We start from the raw sequence: 18,878 nt of genomic DNA, 5'->3' as shown, positions 1-18,878 counted from the left end.
AGGAGAAGAGGGATAAAGGAAAAGCCCCGGTCAGCAGGATTATCCTGCCCGTCCGGGGCTTCCTCGTTGTAAGATGTGAGGTTGGTTATTTATTAAGCGTCAATATTTGCATACGTTGCATTCTTTTCGATGAAATCGCGGCGCGGGCCCACGTCTTCACCCATCAGCATGGAGAAGATATAGTCGGCTTCGGCTGCATTTTCAAGATGCACCTGCTTCAGCATGCGGTTTTCCGGATTCATGGTGGTTTCCCACAACTGTTCCGGGTTCATTTCACCCAAACCTTTGTAGCGTTGGGTGTGTACTGCGTTTTCCGAACCGCCGCCGTAAGTGTCGATGAACTTCTGGCGCTGCTGGTCTGTCCAGCAATACTCTTTCGCCTTGCCTTTGGTGCAAAGGTAAAGGGGAGGAGTGGCGATGTACAAGCAACCCTGCTGGATAACTTGCGGGAAGTAGCGGAAGAAAAGCGTCATAATCAGCGTGTCGATGTGAGAACCATCGACGTCGGCATCGGTCATGATGATAATCTTCTTGTAGCGCAGCTTGTCAATGTTCGCTTCTTTGCTGTCTTCACCGTCCACGCCGAAACGGATGCCCAGCGCCTGGATGATATTGTTTACTTCGTCGCTCTCGAATGCCTTGTGCCACATGGCCTTTTCCACATTCAGAATCTTACCGCGAAGCGGCAGGATAGCTTGGAACGCACGGTTACGGCCTTGCTTTGCTGAACCGCCTGCCGAGTCACCCTCGACGAGGAACAATTCGCATTCTTCCGGGTCCTTGCTGGAGCAGTCGGCCAACTTACCGGGCATGCCACCGCCGGACATCGGCGATTTGCGTTGTACAGATTCGCGTGCCTTACGTGCGGCGATACGTGCCTGGGCGGCAAGAATCACCTTGTCTACAATCAGCTTGGCTTCCTTCGGGTGTTCCTCCAAGTAGTAGGTGAGGGCTTCGCCCACAGCCTGGTCTACGGCACCCATCACTTCGTTGTTACCCAGCTTTGTCTTGGTCTGTCCTTCGAACTGAGGCTCTGCCACCTTGATGGAGATAACGGCAGTTAATCCTTCGCGGAAGTCGTCGCCTGCAATCTCTACCTTGGCTTTCTCCAGCATCTTGTTGTCTTCGGCGTATTTTTTCAATGTACGGGTCAGTGCACGGCGGAAACCTGCCAAGTGGGTACCCCCTTCAATGGTATTGATGTTGTTTACGTAAGAGTGTACATTTTCGTTATAAGAAGTGTTGTACATGATGGCTACTTCCACCGGTGTGCCTTGCTTCTCGGTGTTGATGTAGATTACATCGTTCATGAAGTGCTCGCGTGAGGAGTCCACGTAGCGCACAAACTCCTTCAGGCCTTCTTCCGAGTAGAAGATTTCCTTCTTGGCATTTCCCTCTTCGTCCTTTACGCGAAGGTCGGTCAGTGAAATCTTGATGCCTGCGTTCAGATAAGCCAGCTCGCGCATGCGAGTGGCAAGAATATCATAGTTGTAGACTGTCTCCGTAAAGATGGTACCGTCCGGCCAGAACTGTTGGCGTGTACCGGTAATGTCTGTTGTGCCCACTTCTTTGACGGAGTAGAGCGGATGTCCGCAGGAATATTCCTGCTGATAGATTTTTCCGTTACGGAAAACCTGGGTAGTCATGTGTGTAGACAAGGCATTTACGCAAGATACACCTACACCATGCAGACCTCCCGATACCTTATAGGAACCTTTGTCGAACTTACCTCCGGCATGCAGTACGGTCATTACAACTTCCAGTGCGGATTTCTTTTCCTTTTCGTGATAGTCTACCGGGATACCACGTCCGTTGTCTTGTACGGTGATGGAGTTGTCCTCGTTAATGGTGACTTCGATGTGGTCGCAATAGCCGGCAAGTGCCTCGTCGATGGAGTTGTCCACAACCTCGTACACCAGGTGGTGAAGTCCTTTGCTGCTAATGTCGCCAATATACATCGCGGGACGCTTTCTCACTGCTTCCAAACCTTCCAGTACCTGGATGTTTTCGGCAGAATAGCTCCCGTTATTGGAGTGAATCTGTTCTTCAGTCATAATCTTTTTTCCTTATTGTAATAACAGAGCAAATATAGTGAAAATCCTCGGGATATGGTGCTAAACAAACGGATAAATTCGGGTAGTTTACAGCTTTTTAGCACAGAAAAGAAACTTGTGTGGAAGCAGGTAAATAGAGAGGTATAAATGAGAAAGGCCGGACTAAAAAGTCCAGCCTTGTAATATCTTTTGTGTAACAGTCAACTTAAACCAGCTTGTTGATATAGATAGCCAATTTTGACTTCAGGTTGTTAGCCTTGTTCTTGTGGATTACATTAGTCTTAGCCAATTTATCCAACAGTTTTGTGATACCCGGATACATCGCTGTTGCTGCAGCTTTGTCTGTAGTAGCACGAAGCTTACGAACAGCGTTTCTCATGGTCTTGCCATAATATCTGTTGTGAAGTCTTCTTGTTTCTTCTTGTCTGATTCTCTTCAGTGATGATTTATGATTTGCCATCTCGACTAATCTTTTTTAATTCGTTTATTTTTTTATTTTGTAGCCCGTGGGGGAATCGAACCCCCCTTTCAAGAATGAAAATCTTGCGTCCTAACCGATAGACGAACGGGCCATCCTTTGGTGAGCGTTTCCGCTCTTGCAAAGAGCCTTTATTTCTCGTTTGCGGATGCAAAGGTAGAAACTATTTTTGAATTACCAAAACATTCGCAAGAAAAAAATATAGCTTTTTGTTGCTTTTTGTCTTAGGGTGGAATTTTATCTGCTGAAAATCAGTGTGGTATGTGCTTTTATTTTTTTACACTCCTTACCTTATTTTTTTATTCTTCTCCTTTTGTTTCTCTTCTTTCGGGCTTTTTTTGTAGCTTTGTTATCAGATTGAAACCAGATAAAGAAATCGGGAATGTTACAGAAAACACTGGGAATTGTGCTGCATACCTTGAAATATAAGGATACATCTCTCATTGCAGACATCTATACGGAGGTGGCTGGCAGGGCTTCCTTCATGGTGTCCATACCCCGTTCGCGCAAGGCGGCGGTGAAGCCGGTACTCTTCCAGCCGCTGGCATTGGTGGAACTTGAAGCCGATTTCCGTCCTAATGCCACTATATATAAGGTGAAGGAGGCGAAGTCTCTTTATCCTTTCGCCACGCTTCCCTACGATCCCTACAAATCTGCCATCGCTTTGTTTCTTTCGGAATTCCTTTATCGCGCCGTCCGGGAGGAGGCAGAGAACCGTCCGCTGTTTGCTTATCTGTATCATTCCGTCATCTGGCTGGATGAATGCAGGGAGGGGTTTGCCAATTTCCATCTGGTCTTCCTGATGCGCCTTTCCCGTTTTCTCGGTTTGTATCCCAACCTGGAGGATTATCATGCCGGAGATTACTTCGATTTGCAGAATGCTTGTTTCACTCCCTTGCGTCCGCAGCTCCATTCCAATTACATCGCTCCCGAGGAGGCGGCCCGCCTGACACAGCTGATGCGCATGAATTATGAAACGATGCATCTTTTCACCATGAACCGGTTGGAGCGTACCCGCTGCCTGAACATTATGAATGAATATTATCGTCTGCATCTGCCGGATTTCCCGGTATTGAAATCACTTGAGGTATTGAAGGAGCTTTTTGATTGATTATCGTCGATGTAACGGCCCAATAAGTGTGCGCTGCCTTTATTATAGGAGTAGGGAGTTTTACTTACTGCTGTAAGGGTCGTTACGATAAGCTGTAACGGTCGTTACAATATAGGGTAACGACCGTTTCAATATAGGGTAACCGTCGTTACATCATTAGGTAACGGCTTTTACATCTTATGGTAAACGGTCGGTAAATATAATGCGTTGATAGATAGCGTATAATCTCTTGTGGGGGAGGATATGGATTGGTATGTAAAAAGCCGTGTTCAACAGACTTTGGACGCTGAGTCCCTCTGTTGAAGCACGGCTTATATGATAGGGGAAGTGTATTTCTTTATCCCAGCAACTCTTTTACTTTGGCTGAGATGGCGCGGCCTTCGGCAAGTCCGGCAAGTTTCTTGCTGGCTACACCCATCACCTTGCCCATGTCCTTGCCGCTGGTGGCGCCGACTTCGGCTATGATTTCCTTCAAGGCTGCCTCCAGTTCTTCGGCGCTCATCTGCTTGGGCAGATAGGTTTCAAGCACCTTTACTTGTGCCAGCTCATCGTCTGCCAAGTCCTGGCGACCTTGCTGTACATAGATTTCAGCGGCGTCTTTGCCTTGCTTGGTCAGTTTTTGGATAATCTTCAAAGCATCTGCATCGCTCAGGGTATCGTTGGCTCCGGGAGCGGTTTTGGCTTCAAGGAATACTTTCTTTACGTTTCTCAATGTTTCGAGAGCCACTTTGTCTTTGGCTTTCATGGCTGTTTTAATGTCTTCGCTGACTTTTTCAAATAAATCCATATTGTTATAGGTTTACTCCTGTTCCCCCGAAGGGGAGGAGGATGGTTTTACATATCGGGAACGGAAAAATCAGAAGGTGATGACTCCCCCTGCACCGCCTTCTGCCTCTTGCGCGGCTTCGGTGGCGAGCTGCCCTTCCTGCTCTGCCTTCATCTTGATGCTGTTCAGCGTACTTTTGTCACGCAGATAGGTCGGAGAATTCTCTACCATGCTGATGATGTCGGCGTTGTCCATGTCTTCGGGATTGAAGAGATAGATATGGCGACGGCGGCTGCGCTGGGAACGGGCATTGGCATCCTTGCCATAGTACACTTCGCGGCGGTTGCGTCTCTGTTCCTCTTCCTCCTCCAGCTCGGCAAGGCGTTGCTGTTCTTCGGCGGTGCGCTGGGTGATGCGGTCGTCCATCTCCTTCATGTGGATGTCCTGGATACCGAAACCAGTGGCAAGCAGGGTGATTTTCACTTTCTGTTCCAGCTTGTCGTCAATGGCCATACCGAATTTGGTTTCGAAGTCGCGGCTGAAACGGTTCATGAACTCCTTCACCTCGTCCATCTCGCTCATCATCAGCTTGTATTGTGCACTGTAAGAGATGTTGAGGAGTACTTTCTTGGAGTTGAAGATGTCGTTGTTGTTCAGCAACGGCGAGTGCTGCGCGTTCTTGATGGCTTCGCTGACACGGTTGTCACCTTCGCCGTAGCCGGTACTCATGATGGCTACGCCGCCGTCCTTCAGCACTGTTTTCACGTCGTTGAAGTCGAGGTTCACCTTTCCATGCAGGGTGATGATTTCGGCAATACTCTTGGCGGCTACCGAAAGGGTGTCGTCGGCCTTGTCAAACGCGTCGTCCACGGATAGCTCGCTGTATATCTCGCTCAGCTTTTCATTGTTGATGACCAGCAGGGCATCTACGTGCTTGCTGATTTCCTCTACGCCATCCAGTGCCTGGTCTATCTTCTTGTCGCCCTCCCAGCGGAAAGGGATGGTGACGATGCCGATGGTCAGGATGTCCATTTCCTTGGCGGTTTGTGCAATGATGGGTGCGGCACCCGTACCGGTACCACCGCCCATTCCGGCAGTGATGAATACCATCTTGGTGCCGTCGTTCAGCATATTCTTGATGTCTTCGATGCTCTCTTCTGCTGCCTTGCGGGCACGGGCAGGGCGGTTTCCGGCTCCCAGGCCTTCTTTTCCAAGCTGTAACTTCACGGGCACGGGAGAGTCCTTCAACGCTTGGTTGTCTGTGTTGCACAGTACGAACGTCACGTCGTGTATACCTTCCCGGTACATATGGTTCACGGCATTGCCGCCACCTCCGCCTACACCGATTACTTTAATGATTTTCGGTGAATCGGTCGGGAAATCGAATTGTACTATATCTTCCATAATAACTTAATTTTCTGGCACATTATCACATTATTACTTCATATCGTCGTCCGAGAAGATTTCGTTGGAAAGCTTGTTGAAAGTCTTTTCGAACCAGCTGGGGCCTTCTTTCTTTTTCTTCTTCTTTTCTTCCTTTTCGCGCAGTTCCCTTTCTTTGCGCTCACGCTCCTTGCGTTCTTTCTCTTCCTTCTCGCGCTGTGCCTTGGCGGCGCGTGCGGCGGCTTCCTGCTCTTTCAGCGCTTCGTCGTCAACGAATATGTCGACCGGTTTGGGAGGAACATTGGAGGCAGGCTGCTGCACCGGCTTCACCTCTTGCAGGCAGCAATTCTCGTTGCCGGCAGCCAGCAGGCCCAGCAGTGTGTTGTGCATGCCGTCCTTCTTGGGCTCGTCGCTGCGTGTGTGGACGGTGGTCTGTACGAACTTGGCGGTCTTTACCTTTTCAATCTTGCTCACTCTATGGAAGGCTTTCTCAAGATTCTTCAGATTGGCTCCTCCACCGGTGAATACAACACCGGAGAAAAGTTTGTCCTCGTAGCCGGAAAGTTGCAACTGGTTCCATACGTTGGCAAGAATTTCTTCTGCACGTGCTCCGATAATATTGTTCAGCAGGGCCAGTTCGAAGGTACGGCCGTCTTCCGACGTGCATACGGCAGGGGTCTCGGCGTCTTCTTCCTCCTCGTAGAGGGCATCACCGTATTGCAGTTTCAGCTTCTCGGCATCTTCCTCTTCCATTTGCAGGGAAGTGATGTCGTGGGTAATGTTGTTTCCACCCAGCGGCAGTACGCTGAGGTAGCGCAGGATATTGTTCTTATAGACCAGCACGGTGGTGGTGTCGGCACCGAAGTCCACCAGTGCACAGCCTGAACGCATCTCGTTTTCGGTCAGCACGGCTTTGGCCAACGCAGTGGGAGCCACGAGCAGGTCGTCGGCAATTTCCACTTTGGCTTGCTCGAAGCTGTGTTCGAGGTTCTTCTTCAGCGAGGCACGCGCCACGATGTTGAGGAACTGCCCGGTGATGTATCTTCCGGCAACTCCTACGGGCTCCACATGCAGCGTGTTGTCTATCTTGTATTCTTGCGGGGCTACATCCAGCACACTCATGTCTACCAAGGGTACATCACGGTTCTCGTCGCAAATCTCGTCTACCAGTTCTTGCGAAATGATGCTCTCTTCCTCCAGCGTACGGCTTACCGCATTCCTCACCGTGCGCAATGATTGTCCGCCGATGCCTACATATACTTTGGCGATGGAGTTGTTCAACTGGCCTTCCAGCTTGTTGATGATGGAAGTCAGCGCTTGTGCGGCCTTGTCAATGTTGTAGATGGCCCCTTTGTGTATAAACGGGGATGCATCTTCGCGTGCATAAGCCAACACCTGGATACTTCCGTCACTGCTCTTCTTTCCTGCGATACCGGAAATCTTGGAAGAACTCAACTCGATAGCGGCGATGAAATCTGTTGTTGCCATATCTATTTATTTACTATTTTACTATTTACAATTTACTATTTGCTGCGCTTTGATAAAGAAGGACTATTAGTAAATCCCTTTCTCTACTCTCTCTTTGTGCAGATGATTTGATTATCAAATTCAACGCTGATACGGGAGTATTTGTTCCAACCCACCTGGTTCAATCCTCTTTCGTAGAATGCCTTTACACGTTTCAGCTTCTTCTCGAATCCGGCAATCTTGCCTAAATAGATAAGATGGTCGCCGACACGGGGCACTAACTCGATGTTCTTGCCGGGCAATACGTGAATTTGCTCTATCTGTGCATTCCAAAAAGAATTCTTTTGCAAAAATACACCAAACTTATATAAATCCCTCATGGCAAACGACTTTTCTACATTTCCGGTTACAACGGCGAGGTGTGCAACGCACTTTGCATCGGGGGGCATCACGGTACCTTTGTTGTCCAGATAGTAGTTTTCGCCGTTGGCGCTCATCACGCGCAGGATGGGGGTGCGCTGGGTCACTTCGATGCAGAGCTTGCCGCTCGGGGTTTTGTAGCACTCCACCTGGTCGATGAGGGGATGCTTGGCAAGTTCGCGCTCCAAGGTCTTGGTACGCACGCGTTCCAGGTCTTTCCCAATGGGGCTGATGCCTTTCTTTTCCAGCAGGGTAGCTACTTCCTTCTTCGTGATGAAGCCGGCATATACCGTGTCTTTTATCACCAGTTCCACGTCTTGGCACACCTGCGAGGTGGGCTTGCGGTTGAAAGCTGTGACAGCCACTACCAGGTAAGCAATGACAAGCAACAGAACGATAGAAAGTAGAATCCTTTTAACCATGATATTTTTCTGATAATAGTTGGGTGATTTGGGGCGCATAGTTGTCCAGGTCACCGGCTCCCAGCACTACCAATACTTCGGTGTGCTTTTGGGCGAGGAGGCTGAGGACGTCTTCTTTCCTACAGATGCATTTCTCGATGCCGGGGCGGAGGTTGTCATAAATCAGCTGACTCGTCACGCCGGGAATCGGTTGCTCGCGGGCAGGGTATATCTCTGTCAGAATCACCTCGTCGGATAGGGAAAGGCTGTCTGCAAAGTCACGGTAGAAGTCGCGGGTGCGGGTGTACAAGTGAGGCTGGAAGATGACGGTTATCTTCTTGTCTTGGTACAGCTCGCGGACGGACTTCACGCTTTGGGCTATTTCCGCCGGGTGGTGGGCATAGTCGCTGAGAAATACAATCCGGTCATTCTTCAGCTTGAAGTCGAAACGGCGGTCCACTCCGCGGAAGCTTGCCATGCCTTGCTTGATTTCTTCGTCGGTGGCACCGCTGAGATGGGCGAGTGCCATGGCGGCAACACCATTCTCGATGTTGATGCTGACGGGAACACCCAACTGAATATCGTTGATGCGGGTGTCAGGCGCCACGAAGTCGATGAAGATTTCACCGTTTCCGATGCGGATATTCTCGGCATGGAAGTCGCCTTCGTTGCGCGAGTAGGTATAGGTGGTGACGCCCGGTTGTACGTCGGCTTGCATTTCCAGTCCTTTGTGCAGAATCAGGGCGCCGCCCGGCTGGATAAGCGTGGTGTAGTGGCGGAAGCTTTCGAGATAGGCTTCTTTGGTGCCGTATATATCCAGGTGGTCGGGGTCGGTGGCAGTAATGACACTCATCCAGGGCGATAGCCAGTGGAAGGAGCGGTCGAACTCATCTGCTTCGATAACGGTATAAGGGCTGGTGGCGGAAAGCAGCAGATTCGTACCGTAGTTCTTCGAAATACCTCCGAGGAAGGCGGTGCAGCCCACGTGTGACTGGTGCAGCAGGTGGGCAGCCATGGTGCTGGTGGTAGTCTTGCCATGCGTACCTGCCACGCACAGACCTTTGCTGCTGCGGGTGATGATGCCCAATACTTGGGAGCGCTTATGTATGTCGAAACCGTTTTCACGGAAATAGGTCAGTTCTGCATGCCCTTGCGGCACGGCGGGGGTATAGACCACGAGCGTGCTTGCCTTGTCTTTGCACTCCTCCGGAATAAGGTTGATATCCTCTTCGTAGTGTATCTGTGCTCCTTCCGTAATCAGACGTTCTGTCAGTTCGCTCGACGTACGGTCGTAGCCCGCTACTGTCTTTCCTTTAGAGAGGAAATAGCGTATCAGAGCGCTCATGCCGATGCCGCCGGCACCGACGAAATAAACGGAGCGAATGGCTTCAAGCCTCACCCCCTGCCCCTCCCCCGTAGGGAGGGGAGATGAGTTACTATTGTTTATATTTTTATTCATATTCAAATTTTTTCTTCAAACTCTTCTTCCAAAAGTATGATATTATAAAAAGAACGATAGCAGTACTATCTATTCCCCCCTCCCTACGGGGGAGGGACAAGGGGAGAGGCTCTTCAATACCTCCTTCGCAATAATTGTCGCCGAGTCCGGCAACGCTAGCTTGGCGATATTCTTGCTCAAGTCTTGCAGCTTCTCGGGGTTAGCGATTGTCTCCAACGCCACCGGCAGCAGCTTCTCTTTCGCTTCCACATCCTTCACATAGATAGCTGCATCCTTATCCACCAGCGCCAGCGCATTCTTGGTCTGATGGTCTTCGGCCACATTGGGTGAGGGAACCAGGATGACCGGCTTGTGCAGCAGGCAGAACTCGGAGATGGAACCGGCTCCGGCACGTGAAATCACCAGATCGGCAGCGGCATAGGCGTTTGCCATATCCTTAATGAAGTCCGTCACATACAGATTCGGAATGGCACTGATATGCGGGTTACGTACGGCTTCTCCCGTAGTGGCTGTAATGGCTTCTCTGACTTGGTCAATGTATATCTTGCCAGTCTGCCAGATAAACTGTACGTCGGGGTGGGTACGAATGACATCCAGTCCGGCAGTCAATGTCTGGTTGATGGTGCGGGCTCCCAGGCTGCCGCCCAGAATGAGGATAGTCTTCTTTTCCGGGTTCAATCCGAAGTACTTTACGGCGTCTGCGTGCAGGATGGAATGTCCGAGCAGGTTCTGGCGCACCGGATTACCTGTCATGATTATCTTTTCTGCCGGGAAGAATTTTTCCATACCTTCGTAGGCCACGCAAATCTTGCATGCCTTCTGTGCCAGCAGCTTGTTGGTGACACCGGCGTAGGAATTCTGTTCTTGTATCAGCGTGGGAATACCCATCATGCCCGCCATTTTCAGCGTAGGACCACTGGCATAGCCACCTACACCGACGGCTACTTGCGGGTGGAACTCCTTGATGATGCTCCGTGCTTTCCACTGGCTTCGTATCAGTTTCAGCAGTACGGAGAAGTTCTTCCACAGATGTTTACGGTCGAATCCGGCAACGGGTAAGCCTATAATCCGGTAACCGGCATCTGGAACACGCTGCATTTCCATTCTTCCTTCGGCACCTACGAAGAGAATCTCCGCGTCGGGACACAACTCTTTTATGGCGTTAGCGATGGAGATGGCCGGAAAGATATGTCCTCCGGTACCGCCGCCGCTGATGATAAGCCTCACCCCCTTCCCCGTAGGGAGAGGGGTAGAGTTACTTTGGGTTGTATAGTTGTTCGCCTCTTTACTCATATTCTTGTTCTTTTTTATTTTTGTATTATTGGCATGCTCTCCATTACTCTATTATTCTTTTCTCCCCTCCCTACGGGGGAGGAGTTGGGGGAGAGGCTGTTATTCAAACTCCGCATCACTGTTCAGTACCTTTGCTGTCGGCTCGGCGGCTGTCTGTGCTTCGCTATCGGCCGGTTGTTCCGGGTGCTCGGCATTTCCGGCATCTATCAGCATCGGCACTTGCGCATCATGCATCCGCTGTTCCTCCAGCTTGGCTGTATAGCGGCTGACACTCAGTATCATGCCGATGTAGGCACAGTTGATGAAAGTGGATGTACCACCCTTGCTGATGAGTGGAAGCGGTTGTCCCGTGACGGGTGCCAGACCTACGGCAACCATCATGTTGAACAGCGCCTGCGTGACGAGCAGCAAGGCTATTCCGGTAATGAGGAAAGCGGGGAAAGTGCGGTCGCATTTTTTGGCGATACGGCCCACTCGCACCAATAGGCAGACATAAAGGAACACAACGACTATTCCGCCTACCAGTCCCAGTTCCTCGATGATGATGGCATAGATGAAATCGGAGAATGCCTGGCTCAGAAAGTCACGCTGTACGGAGTTTCCCGGACCCTTGCCTACAACGTTGCTCGTAGCTACGGCAATACGGGCATGTGCCACTTGCCCGTCGCCGTCGATGTCGAATTTGGCGGCAGGAACTTCCTCCTTGTTGGTAAAGTCTGCAATACGGGATTTTACAGTGGTGAAGCGGTGCCCCATCGGTATATTTTCCAATGTCTTGTCTGGCGTGGCCAGCAGGAAGGCGACAAAGACTGTTACGAATGCCACAATTCCTCCTCCCAGTATCAGCAGTTTCCTGGCAGATACCCGCCCGATGAACATCATCAGGTAGACCGTTCCGAAGAGCAGCATTCCCGTCGAGTAGTTTTCTGGCAGGATAAGGCCACAGACAATGCAGGTAATAATCATGATGCGCTTAAAGGCTTTCGGACTTGCACCGTCTTCATCCTGCCCTTTCGAGAGGATAAAGGCGGTAACGATGACAACGGCCATCTTCGCTATTTCTGACGGCTGGAACTGAATGCCCATGAAGGTCATCCAGCGGGCTGCGCCGTTTACGCGGTCGCCGGTAATGAATCCCATCAGCATCACAAAAGCCAGCAGTCCGATGGATATCGGAAGCAGGAATACCGGGAACACCTGAAACCATTTATAGGGGATGTTGTGTACCAGTACTACAATGACGGCGCCTACCATCAGGAGGATGCTGTGCTGCGTAATCGGTCCCCAATGGTCGCCACTCTTGTAGGTCAGCGTACTGGCAGCACTGAATACCTCTGTGATGGAGATGAGGCAAAGGAAAAGGAAAATAATCCAAATCACTTTATCGCCTTTGAATATGCTCTTTAATAAATCCAATGCTTCGCAAATTAAAAATTAATAATTAAAGAATTAAAAGTTGCCGTTCTTGTTACGGGATGCGTAATAGGACTGTTGCGGCATCCGTATCTTATAGTGCTCTGACACATGCTTTGAACTGATCGCCGCGGTCCTCATAGCTCTTGAAGAGGTCGAAGGAGGCACAGCAAGGACTGAGCAACACGGTTTCACCTTTCTTTGCCAGCTTGAAGGCTGCTTCTACGGCATCCTGCATGCCGGTCTGCACGTCGGCTACGGGCAGTCCCAGACGGTCGAAGAAGGCGTGCAGCTTTTCGTTGTGCAATCCCAAATAGACCAGGGCAGAGCACTTTTCGCGTACGAGGTCTTCGATTTCCGTGTAATCGTTTCCTTTGTCTTTACCGCCGAGGATAAGTACGGTTTTGCCGGTCATGCTTTGTAGGGCATACCAGCAGGAATTTACGTTCGTAGCCTTGGAATCGTTGATGAAGCTCACGCCGCGTACGGTGGCTACTTTCTCCAACCGGTGTTCCACTCCCTTGAAGTCGGACAAGGCTTTGCGGATATATTCTTTCCGGATGCCGGCCAAATTGGCCGAGATGCCGGCGGCTAACGAATTGTATAGGTTGTGTGTGCCGTGCAGCGCCAGCTCCTCTTGCTCCATATTGAAGGCTATCGGTTCGTTGATTTCCACTTCACCGTCTTCCACGTATGCGATGGCCCCGTCTTCCTTCACGGCAGCGAACGGGTAGAGATGGGCGCGCAGGCCATGCTTGTCCAGCTCGCGCTTGATGATGGGGTCGTCGTTCCAGAAGATAAAAGCGTCTTCCGATGTCTGGTTTTGGGTGATGCGGAATTTGGCGTCCACATATTTCTGCATACAGTGGTCGTAACGGTCCAAGTGGTCTGGTGTGATGTTCATCAGTACGGCAATGTTGGCACGGAAGTTATACATATTGTCCAGCTGGAAGGAACTCAGCTCAATGACGTAGTAATCATGCTGCTCCGTGGCTACCTGCAAGGCCAGGCTGTTGCCGATGTTGCCGGCGAGGCCGACGTTCAGGCCTGCACTCTTGAAGATGTGATAAATGAGCGAGGTGGTTGTAGTCTTTCCGTTCGAGCCGGTGATACAGACCATCTTTGCGTCAGTGTACCGTCCCGCAAACTCTATCTCAGAGATGATGGGCGTACCTTTTTCCTTTAATTTCATAATGAGCGGAGCGTCGTTGGGAATACCGGGGCTTTTCACTACTTCGTCAGCATTCAGAATCAGCTCTTCTGTGTGGTGTCCCTCTTCCCAGGCAATGCCGTATTTATCCAGCAGTTCCTTGTATTTGTCTTTGATGGCGGACATGTCGGAGACGAACGTGTCGAATCCTTTCACTTTGGCCAGTACGGCAGCGCCTGCGCCGCTTTCGCCAGCTCCTAATACTACAATTCTACTCATACTTTTTTAATTAAGAATTAAGAATGATGAATGAAGAATCGCTATGCAGCGAGATGATGTACAGCTAAATTCTTCATTCTTCATTCTTAGTTCTTCATTTGTTTGTTATCTAATTTTTAATGTTATAATCGTTATCGCTGCCAATACAATCGTCACAATCCAGAAGCGGATGGTGATTTTGGATTCGTGGAACAGCTTGTCCGGTTTGGTGAATACTACGCTGCATCCCGGCTCTATCAGGCTCATGGAAGTGCGGAAGTGGTCGTGTATCGGTGTTCTTTTGAAGAGACGTTGTTTCACGCCTTTCCGCTTGCCTGCCTTGTAGTAGAGGCGTTGCAGGATGACCGAAAGGTTCTCCACCAGGAAGATACCGCAAAGGATGGGTATCAGCAGTTCCTTGTGAATAATGATGGCGTATACTGCGATGATTCCTCCAATGGTCAGACTGCCCGTATCGCCCATGAATACCTGGGCCGGATAGGCATTGTACCACAAGAAGCCGATAAGTGCACCGATGAAGGCACAGATAAAGATTACCAGTTCTTCCGAGCCGGGAATGTACATGATATTCAGGTAGCCGGCATATTCAATGTGGCTCGATACGTAGGCGAGTATTCCCAAGGTCAGTCCGATAATGGCAGAGTTCCCTGCCGCCATTCCGTCCATTCCGTCATTCAGGTTGGCTCCGTTGCTGACGGCGGTAACTACGAAAATCGTGATAATCACAAACAGTATCCAACCTGCTGTCTGGGCATGTTCACCCATGAAGCCCACTAGGTCGGCATAGTCGAAGTTGTTGCTCTTGAAGAATGGGATGGTGGTCTGTGTTGCCTTGATTTCCTTGGCGGCATGCACCACTTCTATCTGTCCGTCCGGTTTCTCTATTTCTATGTTCTCGCGGATAACCACCTGCGGACTGAGGTAGAGAGTCAGTCCGACGATAAGTCCCAAGCCTACCTGACCGATGATTTTGAACTTACCGTGCAGGCCTTCCTTGTCCTTCTTGAATATCTTGATGTAGTCGTCGGCAAAGCCCAGCGACCCCAGCCAGATTGTGGTAATCAGCATCAATATCATATAAATATTGCTCAATTTGCCCAGTAGTAGGCAAGGAATGAGTATGGCAAAAATAATGATGACACCGCCCATGCTGGGTACTCCCACCTTGTTTACGCCGAACGGGTCGATGCTGGCATCACGTTGCGTTTCAGTAATCTGCTTGCGTTTCAGTAGATTGATGAACTTATCTCCCCAGATACTCGAAATGAGCAATGCCAGAATGATTGCCATCAACGAACGGAAGGATGTATAGCCAAACATGCCCGCACCGGGGAAGTCATATTTGTCTAACCATTGAAATAAATAGTATAACATGATGTTAATTATTTAATTGTTTAATGTGCTAATGTGCCAATATGCTAATTGATAGTCTGGTATATCTGCTGGTAAAGGAATGAATATCCTACATGACGCATGGCAATTAGCACATTAGCATATCAGCACATTATTTCATTTAATATCTCTTTGTCGTCAAAATGGTGTTTCACGCCTTTAATCTCCTGATAATTCTCATGCCCCTTGCCTGCAACGAGAATCACGTCTCCCGGCTGTGCCAGCATGCAGGCTGTCTTGATGGCTTCGCGGCGGTCGGTGATGCTGATGGTTTTCTGCATGTCGTCTTTATCCAGTCCCGCCAGCATGTCGTTGATGATGTCCTGCGGCTCTTCAAAGCGCGGGTTATCGGAGGTGATGATGACCCGGTCGCTCAAGCGGGCGGATTCTTTGGCCATGATGGGACGCTTGCCTTTGTCGCGGTTGCCGCCGGCGCCCACAACGGTAATCACTTTCCCTTTTCCTTCCAGCACTCCGTGAATGGCGTTCAATACATTGACCAGGGCGTCTGGAGTATGCGCATAGTCCACAATGGCGGTGTAGCCTTTCGGTGAACGGATGGCATCGAAGCGGCCGGTTACCGGATGCAGCGTGCTGAGGGCAACCAGTACATCCTCTTCTTTCTTGCCAAGCAATACGGCAGTACCGAATACCGCCAGCAGGTTGTAGGCATTGAACTTTCCGATGAAACGTACTGCCAGTTCGTGATTGTTGAAGTCGAGTAACATTCCCTCGAAATGAGACTCCAAGACTTTGCCTTTGAAGTCGCTAAGACTACGCAAAGAGTAGGTGTATACCTTCGAACGGGTATTCTGCGTCATCACAAGTCCGTTCTTGTCATCCAGGTTGGTCAGGCTGAAAGCTCCTTTTGGCAGTTCGTCGAAGAACTTTTTCTTGGCTTTGAGGTAGTTCTCCACCGTTTTATGATAATCCAGATGGTCGCGGGTCAGATTAGTGAAAATACCGCCGGCAAACTTCAGACCGCTGATGCGCTTCTGGGCAATGGAATGGGAACTGACTTCCATGAAGGCATACTTGCAGCCGGAATCTGCCATTTCTCCGAGCAGGCGGTTCAGGGTTATCGGGTCCGGGGTGGTGTGTTCGGTCGGTACGGGCAGGTCGTCGATGTAATTGCATACAGTGGAAACCAGTCCGACCTTGTAGCCGAAATAGCGGAAAGTATTATATAATAAGGTGGCAACGGTTGTTTTTCCGTTGGTTCCGGTCACGCCGATGAGTTCCATCTTGGATGTAGGGTCACCATAGAAAGTGGTAGCCACTTTCCCTACGGCATCTTCACTGTCTTTCACCTGAATGTAGGTGATGCCGGCCTTAAGCTCTTCCGGCAATTCTTCACACAATACTGCAACAGCCCCTTTATCGATGGCAGCCGGAATATAGGCATGCCCGTCGGTCTGCGTACCACGCATGGCCATGAACAGATGTCCGGTTCCTATCAGGCGGGAATCTATATTCACCCCCGTTATCTCCATGCTTGTACTTCCGGTAATCCGGACCGGCTGTATTGTTTGCAACAAATCACTTAATCTCATACCTTATTATATATAGTGTATATCCAAATCTTGTTTATTCTCATGTTAACGTAGTGTCAGGGCTATGGTTTGTCCTTTCACTATCCGGCTACCGCTTGCTATGGACTGGTTCCTCACCCGTCCTACGCCGTTTAGCCTTACTTTCAGTCCTTTACTCTCTAAAAGGTAGACAGCATCTTTCGCTCCCATACCTACCACGCTGGGCACGGTGCCCGAGGCCGGTTCCTGGTCTTGCAGGATGACTGCCGACGGAGCTGCTTGTGTATGCCCCCACTGTTCCTTTTTCTTTTGTCCGGCGAACTGTTTCTGAACGGGCACTTTCAAATCATTCAGTACAAGGAGTGCTTCGTTCATCTCTCCGGCTTTCACGGGAGGAATCACATTGGTGGTACTGTCTATGGCACTGCGTATGTCAAAACGCAGGTCTTTGGCATAAACTCTTTCTGCTATTTTCCCGAAGACACTACCTGCCATCAGACCGCCTGAAGCTGGTAACCCAGGCTTCTGGATGGAAACGATGCAACTGTATTTGGGTGCTTCCGAGGGGAAATATCCGCAGAAACTTACAAGGTAGTTCACCCGTCCCGACTTATATCCGGCGGCTCCTTGTGAAATCTGTGCCGTACCCGTCTTGCCCGATACGGAGAATTGCTTGCTGCCGGCGGGTTTTGCCAGACCTTGCGATACCACTTTCCGAAGGATTTCGCGGATCTGTGTCAGGGTATGGTCGGAACATATCTTGGGATTGATTACTTCCGTAGGATATTCTTTCACTACCTCACCGTCCTTTACCGCTGCTTTCACAAACTTGGGGCGTACCATGACCCCGTTGTTGGCTATGGCATTGTAGAAGGTCAGTATGTTCATGGGAGGTACCTGGGTTTCGTAACCGATACTCATCCACGGCAAAGTCGTTTTGGCAAAATAACGCTCTTTAGGCCCTTTGATGTTGGGTTTCCCTTCACCGGGTATTTGCAGATGAAGCGGCTGGTCGATGCTCATGCGCTTCAAACCGTCCACGAACTTCTGCGGATTATCCTTGTAGTGCTTGTCGATGAGGTAGGAGACACCCACATTGGAAGAAACTTCCAGAATACGTGTCACATCTATCTTTCCGTAACCTCCCCGGTGCCAGTTGTGGTCCCTCATCTTACTGCCGTACATATTCATAATACCGTTGCCCGTGTCTACCTCGGTATCCGGGGTTATCTTGCCATCTTCCAGTGCCACCATAATGGAGGCTGTCTTGAAGGTGGAGCCCGGTTCCAACATATCGCTGATGGCATTACTGTTCATTTCGTAGTAATTGCCGTCTCCGGCTTTCATCATGTTGACAATGGCCTTTACTTCTCCGGTAGCCACTTCCATCAGTACGGCTACCCCGACGTTGGCATTGATTTCCTTCAACTTGTCCACCAAGGCTTTTTCGCAGATGTCCTGCATGCCTACGTCGAGGGTGGATATGATGTCACAACCGTCTACCGGGGGAAGGTCTACGATATTCAGGTATTTATTCATCACCTTCTGACGGTGGGTAATACCGTTTCGTCCTTTCAGCAGGGTGTCGAAGGCCAGTTCAATGCCGTTACGGGCTCCCATGGCTGTATCGGCATAGAGACGGCCCAGGGTTTGGGCTGCCAAAGAACCGAACGGCTTTTTACGCTGGTTGTATATCTGTTCGTGGAACCCGCCTCTGTACTTGTTCATCTTGAATACGGGTAACCGCTTGGCTTCCTTATACTGAATGTAAGAGATGCGCCGGTTGCGGTTGGGAAGAATGTTGTAGTTCCGGCTCTTCATCTCCCGCCCCTTGCGCAGATGGCTTTTGAAGGTGGCGGCACTGATGTCCGGAAAAATCTGATGAAGCCCGATACAGATGGAATCGAAATTGGCTTTCCAGATAGAATCCTTGCGCTGCTGGTCCTTTTTGCGGCGCTTCTCGTCCCTTTCGCCGGACATGAAGTCCATATATATTTTATATTCCGGCAGCGAACTTGCCATCAGTTTGCCATCCGAGGACAGGATATTTCCCCGGTTGGGCTTCACCGTTACATTCTCTTTTACGAAGCGGTCGGCTACATCGTGCCAGTACTGTCGCTCGGCAAACATAATCATGGCGCCTTTCACAACAATAGCTATCCCCACCAACCCCATGAGTAGGACGACGAAGAAGTAACGGGTCATTATGTTTTTTTTATTTACAGCCAATGTTATTTACGATTTAACGATTTACGATGTACTATTGAAATTACTTTAATC

14 protein-coding genes and 1 tRNA gene are annotated in these 18,878 nt (G+C 50.0%); 1 reads left to right on the top strand and 14 read right to left on the bottom strand.

Features of this window, described 5'->3' with window-relative positions:
* Positions 1–92: 92 nt before the first annotated feature.
* The 3 genes from gyrB to DW039_RS07190 form a co-directional block, all read right to left on the bottom strand.
* On the bottom strand, positions 93–2,054 hold the full coding sequence (gene gyrB / locus DW039_RS07200; protein ID WP_008662686.1) for a DNA topoisomerase (ATP-hydrolyzing) subunit B: 1,962 nt from the start codon (positions 2,052–2,054) through the stop codon (positions 93–95).
* A gap of 205 nt (positions 2,055–2,259) precedes the next feature.
* On the bottom strand, positions 2,260–2,514 hold the full coding sequence (gene rpsT / locus DW039_RS07195; protein ID WP_016272441.1) for a 30S ribosomal protein S20: 255 nt from the start codon (positions 2,512–2,514) through the stop codon (positions 2,260–2,262).
* 40 nt (positions 2,515–2,554) lie between these two features.
* Positions 2,555–2,626: transfer RNA gene (locus DW039_RS07190), tRNA-Glu, on the bottom strand.
* A 288-nt stretch (positions 2,627–2,914) separates the two neighbouring features.
* Here DW039_RS07190 and recO point away from each other — a divergent pair.
* A complete protein-coding gene (gene recO / locus DW039_RS07185; RefSeq protein ID WP_005834546.1) occupies positions 2,915–3,643 on the top strand; it encodes a DNA repair protein RecO in 729 nt (242 codons plus the stop codon).
* 337 nt (positions 3,644–3,980) lie between these two features.
* On the opposite strand, the gene DW039_RS07180 is transcribed toward recO, so the two are convergent.
* The 11 genes from DW039_RS07180 to DW039_RS07130 all read right to left on the bottom strand — a co-directional run bounded on the left by DW039_RS07180 (position 3,981) and on the right by DW039_RS07130 (position 18,803).
* Positions 3,981–4,430: a GatB/YqeY domain-containing protein gene (locus DW039_RS07180; RefSeq protein ID WP_005830410.1), complete on the bottom strand. Its 450-nt coding sequence runs from the start codon at positions 4,428–4,430 to the stop codon at positions 3,981–3,983.
* 69 nt (positions 4,431–4,499) lie between these two features.
* Positions 4,500–5,813 carry a cell division protein FtsZ gene (gene ftsZ / locus DW039_RS07175; protein WP_005830408.1) on the bottom strand — a complete coding sequence of 438 codons (1,314 nt, stop codon included), beginning with the start codon at positions 5,811–5,813 and terminating at the stop codon, positions 4,500–4,502.
* Between the two features lie 33 nt (positions 5,814–5,846).
* Entirely contained in the window at positions 5,847–7,280 is a 1,434-nt protein-coding gene (gene ftsA, locus DW039_RS07170; protein WP_008662688.1) for a cell division protein FtsA, read from the bottom strand.
* Positions 7,281–7,363: 83 nt separating this feature from the next.
* On the bottom strand, positions 7,364–8,101 hold the full coding sequence (locus tag DW039_RS07165) for a cell division protein FtsQ/DivIB (RefSeq protein ID WP_005830403.1): 738 nt from the start codon (positions 8,099–8,101) through the stop codon (positions 7,364–7,366).
* Positions 8,094–9,539 carry a UDP-N-acetylmuramate--L-alanine ligase gene (murC, locus tag DW039_RS07160; RefSeq protein WP_057256314.1) on the bottom strand — a complete coding sequence of 482 codons (1,446 nt, stop codon included), beginning with the start codon at positions 9,537–9,539 and terminating at the stop codon, positions 8,094–8,096. Before murC ends, DW039_RS07165 begins: the two co-directional genes overlap by 8 nt.
* A gap of 69 nt (positions 9,540–9,608) precedes the next feature.
* Positions 9,609–10,832, bottom strand: coding sequence for an undecaprenyldiphospho-muramoylpentapeptide beta-N-acetylglucosaminyltransferase (gene murG, locus DW039_RS07155; protein WP_117922855.1), 1,224 nt, complete (start codon positions 10,830–10,832; stop codon positions 9,609–9,611).
* Positions 10,833–10,931: 99 nt separating this feature from the next.
* Positions 10,932–12,248 carry an FtsW/RodA/SpoVE family cell cycle protein gene (locus DW039_RS07150; RefSeq protein WP_005830397.1) on the bottom strand — a complete coding sequence of 439 codons (1,317 nt, stop codon included), beginning with the start codon at positions 12,246–12,248 and terminating at the stop codon, positions 10,932–10,934.
* A 91-nt stretch (positions 12,249–12,339) separates the two neighbouring features.
* On the bottom strand, positions 12,340–13,674 hold the full coding sequence (murD, locus tag DW039_RS07145; protein ID WP_022402146.1) for a UDP-N-acetylmuramoyl-L-alanine--D-glutamate ligase: 1,335 nt from the start codon (positions 13,672–13,674) through the stop codon (positions 12,340–12,342).
* A 105-nt stretch (positions 13,675–13,779) separates the two neighbouring features.
* Positions 13,780–15,048, bottom strand: coding sequence for a phospho-N-acetylmuramoyl-pentapeptide-transferase (mraY, locus tag DW039_RS07140; RefSeq protein WP_005830392.1), 1,269 nt, complete (start codon positions 15,046–15,048; stop codon positions 13,780–13,782).
* 122 nt (positions 15,049–15,170) lie between these two features.
* Positions 15,171–16,619: a UDP-N-acetylmuramoyl-L-alanyl-D-glutamate--2,6-diaminopimelate ligase gene (locus DW039_RS07135; RefSeq protein ID WP_009037699.1), complete on the bottom strand. Its 1,449-nt coding sequence runs from the start codon at positions 16,617–16,619 to the stop codon at positions 15,171–15,173.
* Between the two features lie 45 nt (positions 16,620–16,664).
* Positions 16,665–18,803 carry a penicillin-binding protein gene (locus tag DW039_RS07130; protein ID WP_005830388.1) on the bottom strand — a complete coding sequence of 713 codons (2,139 nt, stop codon included), beginning with the start codon at positions 18,801–18,803 and terminating at the stop codon, positions 16,665–16,667.
* Positions 18,804–18,878 lie beyond the last annotated feature (75 nt).

It is taken from the genome of Bacteroides sp. AF39-16AC, from assembly GCF_003602735.1.
Classification (GTDB): domain Bacteria; phylum Bacteroidota; class Bacteroidia; order Bacteroidales; family Bacteroidaceae; genus Bacteroides; species Bacteroides uniformis.
This window is presented reverse-complemented; position numbering and strand designations above follow the sequence as displayed.